Here is a 9,005-nt window from a genome sequence, read left to right as displayed (position 1 = left end):
CCGACGGGAAACGAAAAAGCCCGGTTTAAAACCGGGCTCGAACAAACACGCCTATTGACAATGGCTTTCTCATATTAGAAGGGCAACAACAAAATAGGCACAGCTGGATGCAATCGGCAAATAATGGATTTCGGTCGTGCTTTTGACCGTGGACTGCTTATCGGACATGGTAGCCGAAATCGAAGCCACCGCAAAAGCCAAAACCCCAAAACCAAGCGACATAGCAAAGACGATAGGGTTCATCAGCGCGTTTTTGCAGACAAACATGATTACAAGCCACGCCACCAAGACGATTGCCTCGCCCAAAATGACACGTTTAACAGAACCGTTCATCTTTGTTTCTCCTTATTGGATCTTAGTTCCACAATCGGGGCAGAATTTGGTCCCTTCCGGCAACTCGGCTCCGCAGCTCGGGCACCTTGGCGAGGTCAACCGGTTCCCGCACTCAAGGCAGAACTTGGCACCGACCGGGTTAAGATGCCCACACGCCAAACACGCAACACCCTGCTCGAGCTTTTGTCCGCATTCCAGGCAGAACTTAGCACCCATCGGATTAACGTTTCCGCAACCGGGACACACGAGACCGTTTTGCATACCTGCGGACGCGGAAGCCGTTCCAACCATGGGAGCAACAGCGCCCATGGTCTGGTTGGCCAAGTTGGAGAAGCCAGCTCCAAATGCACCGCCCATGCCAACGCCCATGCCGAGTCCCATGCCGGCTCCCATGAGGCCCGATGCGGCACTCCCCTCATTGCCCGCAGCACCCTCCATTACGTCCATGCCGCGCTCCTGCTGATAGTTGTAGCCTTCGCGCGCACGCTTCCTGGCAAGTGCCTCGGACTCGATGTCCATCTGGGCAGCGTTACCCTGTGCCTCGAGAATGCTCCGCTTACGCTGGATCTTCATCTCGTTGATGGCGGCAAGATCCTCTTCGAAGGGCTTGATGCTGTTGAACGAGAAGTTATCGAGTGTGAGACCAAACTCATCGAAATAGTTAACGAGCTTGACCTGCATCTGAGACGAGAAGTCGCTCAGATGCGTCGCAATTTTAAGAACGGAAACCTCCTGGTCAACAATCGCCTTAGCAAGCAAGTCGGGAACATACTCAAGGATTTTTGCCCGCATAAAGGAGGTAAGTTCTTCTCGTGTATAGCGATCTCGCGTGCCCACGACCTTAACAAGGAACTTCCTCGCCTGAATGGGAACCAGACTCAAATCGTTCTGTTCGATATGCACGCCAAACAAACCGAAGGCGCGAACGTGAACGTTGACGTCTTCCTCAGGGTCTTGAACGATGATGGGCTCGGTCGTGCCCCAGCGTAGCTCGTTCATGTAGTTGGTATTGATAAAGTACACAACGGAATGAAACGCCGAGCTACCGCCGGTAAGCGAATGAGCGGCATTGCGGAACGGGGCGAATCGGCTGTCTCCCGTGTCGAGCTTGATCTTGCACGGACCGACAAACACGCTTACCTGAGAATCGCCGGCACCCGTAGCGTCAGTAGAACTGCCCGCCCCCATATTGTTGGTAAAAACGGCAATCTGCGATTGCGCAACCTGAAGATAGGACCCGTTGGGGAAATCCTCGTAGGGATAGCGGAATGAGACAAGCGAGGCATCTTCGTTGTTGCCAGGCTCCCATTTGATATTGTCGACAGAAAAGGCACCGAGTATTCCGCTGTGCTTTTCTTCCTTTTCGTTATCGCTATGGAACAGAGACATGCTGATTCCTTTCGTTAATCCCAAACCACGCGCTCCGCGTGTCTAATGAATTGCGAAATGCCGAGCCGACAGGCGCATCGAAAGCCCGTGCGTCTCAATCTATCCCCCAACTTAGCTCGGTTAATTATAGCCCTCAAGTCATCGCATTTAGTCACCCGCCGGCGAGCGGTAATAATGTCGCACCTTTGGTCAACTGACGAAGAACCGGGAGGGTTCGAACCCCAGATACCCTTTTGGGGCACACCCGCTTAGCGGGCGAGTGTCTTCGGCCTCTCGGTCAGCTCTTCGTAACGGCCGTTTTAGCTGTAACTAAACTCGTCGGATGGAACAAGGGGAAAGGTATAGGAGCCGCGCACGCCGTAATGCCAACATGTCTCGGCTAAAGTTACTAGCTCTCGTGATAGGCCATAATCGACCGGCACGGATACCCTTCAGAGCCGCATTCCGCAGACGCTACGACCTTTCCGTCTTTATAAAACTCGACGTACCAAACGTACGTTGCCGCCCCCTCCCAATAGCTTGGCCTATCAGCGACCTTGTACGTAATAGAGGCGTCATCTGTCACAATCAACTCGCGCTTGGCGTTTGCAATGAACGCATCCATGTCGGCGATCACGCCATCGTCGCCCGCAGCGGCCTCCCCATCGTCGCCGCTATCGGATGCCGCTTCAGATGGTGCTTGAGATGCGCCAGTTCGATCGTCTGCAGCGCCAGAGCCGTCCTTCAAAGAGCTCTCCGAAGGCTCCGCTCCTTTGAATGCCTTCCACATATCGCTGCTTGCAGACGGCTTTTCAATGTCGGCCTCCGGATGCTCCCCGGCAATCTCGTCAAGAATTTTGCACGCTTCTTCACGCCCCTGGACCATCGTCTCCTGTGGTTTGCCACCATCCTCGACGGTCCTCACCAAGTAGGCGCCATTCTGTCTATCGAATTCCTTATTTTGAATTTGCACCGCGTCTACGACCTCAGGACCCTTTGCAGTAAGCGAAATATAGAAGTCTGCCTGGTTACAATCCTGACTACAAGTAAATTTAACGATGCCGTCCTTACAGACAGTAATGACTTGGCTCTCACCCTGAGCAATAAAACCGTCATACTGATTCGTCATATTGCTGGAGCCTTCTACCATCTCTGACGAAGGCATAACCGAAACGGCCTTTCCATCAACAAAGCAGTAGGCACCTACAATCGCCGAAATATCGTTCTGCGCATCGACAGACCCAATAAACAACTCGTCAATTCCGTCGCCGTTCAAATCATCGAAAGCATAGTAGTAGTTTAAAAAGCCGGGAGCATTCTGGCTGTCATAAACGAATATCTGCCCCAGCCCAGAATCATCGCCGCGCCCCAGAGCCCAGTCGTCGTAGTTGGCAGTACCAGCTCCCTTCTGCTCGCAATAGCTCACAAAGTCCTCGTAACGCGCAACCACGCCCTCGTAGGCCTTGTGCGCTTTCTTGTTAGCTGCCGCGACCTTCTTTTGAGACGACTTATTCTCGACTGCAGCCGGCTGTTCCTGCTGCTGCAGCTGAGGCAGCACAAAGGCCTCGTAAGCTTTGACCAGTGCGTAGGCGACACTAGCGGTAAAGATGATTGCTGCAAAAATGGCGACAAACGTAGGCACGGCAAAACGGCCGATCTGCCGACGCTGCATCATAAAGGCCGCAAAGGACATATGCTCAGAGGGCGCCGGAGAAGCGCTCTCTGCGCGAGATGCAGCAGGATCGCTCGTCGCTTTTCTATCAGCAGGCGCCTTTGGTGTACCTGAAAGAAGCGGCTGCTGAGCATTCGCCGGCGCATCATCCACATCCAACGGTTTTCCGCATGCGGAACAGTATCGCGCCCCGTCTTTGATCTTTGCCCCGCAGCTTGCGCAGTACATATATCCCCCCTAGAACTTCAGCATATCGAAACGATAGTCCACAGCCTGCAAACAGAAAAGGCCCAGGACAATTTGCTCGACTGTAAACCTTTTCTTTCACCTTTCAAATTCGCCTGACCCCACGCGGAAGGCATGCGACGGGCTACTTGCTAGGCGCGAGCCATGTGCAGCTTGATTGCCTTGAAGATGATGTTGGCAACCGAGACGATAGGCCAAAGTGCCACCATCGTCATCGGGGCTAATTCGGGAACAACCGGAACCGCTCCGTGAATCACGCTGCCCAACCAGTAAAAAAGCATCAGAACAACGACAGGAAGGCCCACGAGAACCACAAGTTCGATTAGCATAATCGTGATACCGATAATGCCGCCACCATAGACAAAGGGAAGCCTTACACCGCTGCGGTACAGCGAGATAATTACCTTCCAGGGACCAATCAGAAGCAGCCCCAGCAGAATCATATAGTCGAGCCCCAGTGAGCCCCCTCCCAGCACGTAATTGAAAAAGAGCACATAGAGCAACGAAATCACTGACGCTCGCGTAAGGGACCCGATGGACTCGCGAAGTGAATCTTGCAGGCAAGCAGCGGCCTCTGCATCCTCCGCCGCTTGAAACTGAGCCTCGACAGACTGGCTCTCAATCGGCCGGGCCTCGACGTAAATCGCGTCTCCCGCCGTGCTGGCCGCAGCCGCGACTGTAGGCGTTCCGCACACGCCGCAGAACTTGGCGCCGTCGTTAATCTCTGCTCCACACTGTTTGCAATGCATGATCGGGTCCTTTCTCGTTACCCCTTTTCTTGACGATCACAAGATACGATTGGCCGTTTATCCGATATAGAGATTTTGACCGGGTAATTTTCCTAAACGTGCTACGCTATTAAACCTTCAGCTAGAGACAGGGGTAACAATGTTTGAGTTCTCCCAAACACGCACCGTTGAAGGTTCGATTCCGTTTAAGAAAGTCAACCTCATAGAGAACGAACCCAATAGGCCCGTTGGCGAGGCCCAGCTTGTCTTTGAACTCTACATGCCCACCGAGCTGGCCGGCAGCAAAAGCAACGAAGGGTCCGCACACAGCGAGCGCCATGCCGATCTGATCAGGCTGGCATCATGCATCGAACCCACCGCCGTTAAAGAGCAGCCCTTCCGCGCAAGCCTCTTTAACGTACTTGATTACGCCGAACAGACCGGGCCGCTTTTTGGCAAGCACGCAATAGAATCCGTACGCGATTGGGCCAATGCCGCGATGGCAGCACTTATTGCCATGCGCATCCAGGAATACCTCAACGGGAGCTGCACCATCGCAAAGGTCTCCGCATTGGAAAGAATCGAGAAATCAGTGGTAACCTGCGCGGCAAACGGGTCATCCTTCAAGATCTACACCACTATCCTGAGGGCGGGCGGAGATTATACCGACTCATTCAAAAGCCTGCCCATCGTGCGCAAAATCGAATCCGATGCGGGATATTTCTACGCCTTTATGTTTATGATCGACGAGGAAGAATCCCTCGTTGCACTCAACGTGCTCTCTTTTGAACACGAGCTCACCGCTAATGACTTCAGTGTTTTGCAGGCGATGTTCTACATGGACGAAGACTCCAGCTCGGAGATTTCAGCGCGACTCAAGGTCAGCAATAGCGAGGAGAGCTTCTATGTAATCGACCCTCAAGCAGATATCCAGGAGCGCCGCGAAGAACTTGACAACGATGACCGCGATGCACTCACCGCTTTGGTGCAGGCGCTCGTGATCTCGCATCTCTCGGGCGCGCACGTGGATGTGTTCCAGGGCAACGAGTCCACAGGGTTCCTCTCCTTTGACAGCTATCTCTCGTGGCTCTGGTTTGATTTTTCGCGCAAGCTGAGCACCGTCAAAATTGGCTATTGCGAGCAGTGCGGACGCGCCTACTCACTTGCCGGGCATCGTGGCGTCAAACGGCACTACTGCAGCGATCGATGCAAGACCGATGCCAAAAACGAGCGCACGCGCAAGGAGACGGCGAAGATACGTGAGTCGTTTGGAACGGGCGCCAGCGTACGCGACATCGCCAACGAGATAGAACGTCCCGCGGCCTACGTGCGCTCGCAGCTCAATAAATGGACCAAGCTCAAGCACGATCTGGATGAAGACATTGAGTCAAACGGCTTTGACAGCTCCGAGCTACTCAAACGCTGCACCATTGAGAAGCTCGACCTCAACAACCTCCTCAACGCCAAGCGCAAAAAGCAGATTCAGGACTATGCCAAACTCAAGCGCCTCGTTAAGTAGAAGCGCTGTCATTTCTTCTCCGTCCGACTGGAAAATTGCTCACATACGTGTTAGTACTATATATGTTAGTAACACGCATATGAGCGAGGCATGCCATGTTTGTCGGACGCCAGAGTGAGCTTGAGTCCCTAGAAACCGCTTATCAAAAGGGTTCCTTCCAGTTTGCCGTAGTCTACGGAAGGCGCCGCGTGGGCAAAACAAGCCTGCTTCGCGCTTTTACGCAGGATAAGCCCAGTGTGATCTTCTTTACCGGGCAGCAAACCGTTGCAAGCGAAAACCTTGCGCTGCTCAGCCGCGAGATGCTTGGTGATAGTGCCGCAGGAGCAGCATTCCCTTCCATCCAGGTTGCACTCGAGTCCGTCTTTGAACGCGCCAAAGCGGAGCAAGTCATTCTGGTCATTGACGAGTATCCTTACCTCGCCGAGAGCGACCCGGGCGTGTCGTCGTGTCTGCAAACGCTTATCGACCGACACAAAGACAAGAGCAACCTGTTCTTGGTGCTCTGCGGATCGTCCATGAGTTTTATGGAACACCAGGTGCTAGGACACCAAAGTCCTCTCTATGGGCGCCGCACCATGCAGTTGCGCATCGACCCCTTTGTCGTTTTCGATGTAGCGCAAATGCTTCCCGATGCACCCATCGAGAGAATTATCGAGCTGTATTCCGTTGTCGGCGGCATGCCGCTCTATTTATCGCAGCTTGATAGCACGCGCTCCACGCAATGGAACCTTGAGCACGCTCTGTTGCGCCAAGATGCGTTTCTGTACGCCGAGCCCCAGAACTATCTGTTGCAGGAAGTCCGAAGCCCGGCTATCTACAATGGCGTCATAGCCGCCATCGCTAACGGCTGTGTACGTCCCAAGGAAATCGCCGATGTCACCCGACTCGCAACGCCACAAGTCGCGCGATTACTCGACGCATTGATTGATCTGCGAATCGTTGAACGCGTCACGCCCGTTGCCAAAGCAACAAAACGTCAGGTGGTCTATCGAATCTGCGATAACCTGTTCAGGTTTTGGTATCGATTTGTTCCGCAGTACACGGGAACAATTGAAGAGGGGCTCGGAGCCGCTGTTGCCGCGCGTATCGTCAAGCGCGATTTGTCTACCTTCGTGGGCCCCACATTTGAAGAGGTATGCCGCCAGTGGTTGATACGACAGGTCGTTGAGGGCGAGCTGGATGTACTGCCCAAGGCAATCGGCTCTTGGTGGGGCACTAACCCGGCAACGCGTCACCAAGAAGAGATTGACATTGTATTAGAGGATGCCGATGGCGAGCTCGTCGTTGGCGAGTGCAAATGGAGAAACGAGCCCGTAGATACCGACGTTCTTGAAACACTCGAGCGGCGCAGTGCGCTGCTGGGCCGGCCGATCAAACAGTATTACTTGTTTAGCAAGGGTGGATTTAGCGAAGCGTGTCAAAATAGAGCGGCTCAAGCAAGCAGCGCGAGGCTTGTTGGACTCGAGCAGCTACTATAAGAAAGGGGCTTGGAAACAGTTTTCCAAGCCCCTTTCAGTTTTTATTCGATTCCCACCTTTTTGAGCGTATCTTTGGTGACTGCCGCAACTTGATTGGGATCGACGTGGGATTCCCCCGAAATAGTGCCGTAACCTGAGGTTGAAAAATCAAGGAAATAATATGTCCGGTAATTGTGCCCATAGCCAAATTGCTGATATAGGGCATTATAGTCCGTCTCGGAAATTTCCTTGCCCTCCGACGCACAATAGTATTCGTAGCCATTGCCCTCGCTCGGCGCAACTCCCCAGGACTCGTAGTTGCTTACAAGCGAAAAAGCATCGCTTTTCTTGCCATATACCGAAGTATTGTCCCCGGCCAAAACCTGCCTTCCAGCAAGCAATGCCGTAATAGCATTGCTCATCTCATATGTTCTTTGGCTTACGAGGATGCTGCCGCCATCCGCTTTAATCAGCGGAAGAAACATCGTTCCTCCGTTGCTGTTATCAAGCCAATTTTGACTGTAAAGCCTCTTGATGCCACCATCAGCTGACGACCAAACCTCTACGGTGTAGGACTTCTGAAGTCCCTCCATATCTCCATTCCAGGCACTCTTTAGTTCGGCATCGCTCATACCGTTCACAACGGTCAAGAGCTCAGGCTGGCCATCCTGATCAAAATCAACGAGGTCGACAAGACAAAGCCCTCGCATCGCATAGACAGAATCAGTCACCTCAGCAATTTGCGGCTCTCCATAGCACGCGAGGTATTCCTGGCACTTTTGCTTGTAAGCGGCATGCGTAGCGGTATTGTCCGCAGCGGTGCCTCCATCCTTCTTGTCGCCTTCGCCTGTCTTTGTATCGGCCTCGTTGGCCTTAGGCACCTCGAGGGAAACCTCTTTTACGGCATCAGCGGATTTAGAGTTATCGACGACTTTGACGGGAATACTCCACTCGACTTTTGACTTGGAGTCCTTAACGGTGAGGGTATATTTCCCCGGTTTAACATCGGGAAACTGGCTTACCGTGAAGCCCTCGTCACCCTTAACCTCAGCATTGGTGCTGTAGCCGTTGTCGCCGTTCAGGGTCACCGAGTACTTCTTGAGTTTCTCGCCCTTTGCGTCGGTCGGGGTGATCTTGGATTCTTGGACCACCACGATGGCCTTGTCCTGGCCGTAATGGGCAACGTCGCCGCCGGACTTGCTAAAGAACAGCAGGTAGCTAAAGATGGCAATGACTGCCAGGCCAACGACGACACCAACGATATAGAGCGCCTTGGGCTCCTTTTTCTGTGCGGATGCATTCGCCGCAGGAGCAGGGGCTGGCGCAGCGACGGGCTTGGCGACCGGATTGCTCAGTTTTGGTCGGTCGGCACGCACGGCTGGAATCGAAGGCGTTGCACCGGACGACACGTCGTCTTTAGGTTGGTCGTCTTCTTCGTCCGCTACGGGCTCGCTCTCCACGGGCGACTTTTCCTCCCCCGCCTCGGCACCGGCGAAAGGCTCCTTCTCCGTTTCGTCGCTAGCGAAAATCTCTTCCGCAGCCTCATTGATAACGGAAGGTTCTTCTGCCACTTCGTTGCTGACAGAGTTCAGCACCGCCTTTGCATCTTCGAGTGCATAGCCGCACTCGGTGCAGTATCGCAAATCGCCATCAAGCTCAAATCCACAGTTGGGACAGAACAT

7 protein-coding genes are annotated in these 9,005 nt (G+C 53.6%); 2 read left to right on the top strand and 5 right to left on the bottom strand.

What is annotated here, in order from left to right:
* Positions 1-69 precede the first annotated feature (69 nt).
* From AB5202_RS08100 to AB5202_RS08085, 4 genes are all read right to left on the bottom strand, one after another.
* On the bottom strand, positions 70-333 hold the full coding sequence (locus tag AB5202_RS08100; protein ID WP_368144186.1) for a hypothetical protein: 264 nt from the start codon (positions 331-333) through the stop codon (positions 70-72).
* Positions 334-345: 12 nt separating this feature from the next.
* A complete protein-coding gene (locus AB5202_RS08095; RefSeq protein ID WP_215692896.1) occupies positions 346-1,722 on the bottom strand; it encodes an SPFH domain-containing protein in 1,377 nt (458 codons plus the stop codon).
* A gap of 388 nt (positions 1,723-2,110) precedes the next feature.
* The gene (locus AB5202_RS08090; RefSeq protein ID WP_215693875.1) at positions 2,111-3,601 is read right to left on the bottom strand and encodes a zinc ribbon domain-containing protein; all 1,491 of its coding nucleotides are present in this window, start codon (positions 3,599-3,601) and stop codon (positions 2,111-2,113) included.
* 149 nt (positions 3,602-3,750) lie between these two features.
* Complete coding sequence (locus AB5202_RS08085) at positions 3,751-4,368, bottom strand: zinc ribbon domain-containing protein (RefSeq protein WP_215693873.1); 618 nt, start codon at positions 4,366-4,368, stop codon at positions 3,751-3,753.
* Between the two features lie 139 nt (positions 4,369-4,507).
* On the opposite strand from AB5202_RS08085, the gene AB5202_RS08080 reads away from it, so the two are divergent.
* Together AB5202_RS08080 and AB5202_RS08075 are read left to right on the top strand one after the other, a co-directional pair.
* Positions 4,508-5,866, top strand: coding sequence for a hypothetical protein (locus AB5202_RS08080; RefSeq protein WP_368144187.1), 1,359 nt, complete (start codon positions 4,508-4,510; stop codon positions 5,864-5,866).
* Positions 5,867-5,961: 95 nt separating this feature from the next.
* Positions 5,962-7,344, top strand: coding sequence for an ATP-binding protein (locus tag AB5202_RS08075; protein WP_215693869.1), 1,383 nt, complete (start codon positions 5,962-5,964; stop codon positions 7,342-7,344).
* 41 nt (positions 7,345-7,385) lie between these two features.
* Here AB5202_RS08075 and AB5202_RS08070 read toward each other — a convergent pair whose 3' ends face one another.
* The gene (locus tag AB5202_RS08070) at positions 7,386-9,005 is read right to left on the bottom strand and encodes a hypothetical protein (RefSeq protein WP_368144188.1); all 1,620 of its coding nucleotides are present in this window, start codon (positions 9,003-9,005) and stop codon (positions 7,386-7,388) included.

The organism is Collinsella aerofaciens (assembly GCF_040915545.1).
Taxonomy (GTDB): domain Bacteria; phylum Actinomycetota; class Coriobacteriia; order Coriobacteriales; family Coriobacteriaceae; genus Collinsella; species Collinsella aerofaciens_BE.
Note: the sequence above shows the minus strand (reverse complement) of the source record. Positions and strands in the feature narration are given on the sequence as shown.

Excerpts from the sequence above, each read along its gene's own strand:
- AB5202_RS08080 (WP_368144187.1), top strand. The coding sequence starts at position 4,508 with ATGTTTGAGTTCTCCCAAACACGCACCGTTGAAGGTTCGATTCCGTTT.
- AB5202_RS08085 (WP_215693873.1), bottom strand. The coding sequence starts at position 4,368 with ATGCATTGCAAACAGTGTGGAGCAGAGATTAACGACGGCGCCAAGTTC.
- AB5202_RS08095 (WP_215692896.1), bottom strand. The coding sequence starts at position 1,722 with ATGTCTCTGTTCCATAGCGATAACGAAAAGGAAGAAAAGCACAGCGGA.
- AB5202_RS08070 (WP_368144188.1), bottom strand. The coding sequence starts at position 9,005 with ATGTTCTGTCCCAACTGTGGATTTGAGCTTGATGGCGATTTGCGATAC.
- AB5202_RS08100 (WP_368144186.1), bottom strand. The coding sequence starts at position 333 with ATGAACGGTTCTGTTAAACGTGTCATTTTGGGCGAGGCAATCGTCTTG.
- AB5202_RS08090 (WP_215693875.1), bottom strand. The coding sequence starts at position 3,601 with ATGTACTGCGCAAGCTGCGGGGCAAAGATCAAAGACGGGGCGCGATAC.
- AB5202_RS08075 (WP_215693869.1), top strand. The coding sequence starts at position 5,962 with ATGTTTGTCGGACGCCAGAGTGAGCTTGAGTCCCTAGAAACCGCTTAT.